Origin of the sequence: Mesorhizobium sp. M2A.F.Ca.ET.067.02.1.1 (genome assembly GCF_004023285.1) — a bacterium.
In the GTDB taxonomy this organism is placed as follows: domain Bacteria; phylum Pseudomonadota; class Alphaproteobacteria; order Rhizobiales; family Rhizobiaceae; genus Mesorhizobium.
The window spans coordinates 1-992 of record NZ_RZSB01001219.1; the positions used below are offsets into that span (position 1 = coordinate 1).

The window sequence follows — 992 nt, forward strand, 5'->3', positions numbered from 1 at the left end:
CCGTGACGCCGAATTTTTCGCGAAGCTCGGCGGCGGTCTTGGCCAGAAGCTCGGCGTTGCGACCGTTGACGACGAGGTCGACGCCGGCTTCGGCCAACGCCATGGCGCAACCTTTTCCAAGTCCCTTGCTCGAGGCGCACACGATGGCCTTTTTGCCGCGAATGCCGAGATCCATGGTGATTTTCTCCTGGTGCTTTGGTCGCGCCAAGCTAGCGCCTGGGCTGGATCAACCGCAACCGTCATACGATTGTTGCATGAATCGGGGCATAGGCACGCGAAAGCAAAGGGTAAAATCGCGATGTCAGCCCCAGAGCCCCGCACTTTCCGCGCCCTGTTCATTTCAGACGTGCATCTCGGCTCGAAAGCGGCCAAGGCCGATTTCCTGATCGACTTCCTGCGCTATCACGATGCCGAGATCATCTATCTGGTCGGCGATATCGTCGACGGCTGGCGACTGCGCCGCAGCTGGCACTGGCCGCAGAGCCACAATGACGTCGTGCAGAAGCTGCTGCGCAAGGCGCGCAAGGGCGCCTCGATCACCTATATCGCCGGCAATCACGACGAATTCGCCCGCCAGTTCCAGGGCGTGCATTTCGGCGGCATCGTCGTCGCCGACCGCGCCATCCACGAAACCGCCGACGGCCGGCGCCTGCTGGTCATCCATGGCGACCAGTTCGACACGGTGGTGCACAACCAGCGCTGGCTCGCTTATCTCGGCGACTATGCCTATGACACGGCGATGCTGATCAACCGCGTGGTGACGAAGCTGCGCCATCTGCTCGGCCTGCCTTACTGGTCGTTCTCGTCATGGGCCAAGGTCAAGGTGAAGAAGGCGGTGAATTTCATCGGCTCGTTCCAGACCGTGCTTTCCGAGGAAGCGCGGCGCTCGCATGTCGACGGCGTGATCTGCGGCCACATCCATCACGCCGCGATCGAAAGCTATGGCGACGTACAGTACATCAACACCGGCGAATGGGGGGAAAGATGCACGG

Annotated in this window: 2 protein-coding genes; one reads left to right on the forward strand and one right to left on the reverse strand. The window is 61.4% G+C overall.

All coding sequences use genetic code 11. The features are described 5' to 3' along the window. Window positions 1-175 (reverse strand): SDR family NAD(P)-dependent oxidoreductase (locus EOA28_RS36875; RefSeq protein WP_128315898.1); only part of this gene is annotated, 175 nt, incomplete at its 3' end. A 123-nt stretch (window positions 176-298) separates the two neighbouring features. Between EOA28_RS36875 and EOA28_RS36880 the strand changes: the two genes are divergently transcribed. Further along, window positions 299-992, forward strand: a 694-nt coding sequence (locus EOA28_RS36880; RefSeq protein ID WP_148671156.1) for a UDP-2,3-diacylglucosamine diphosphatase, incomplete at its 3' end; no start/stop codon positions are given.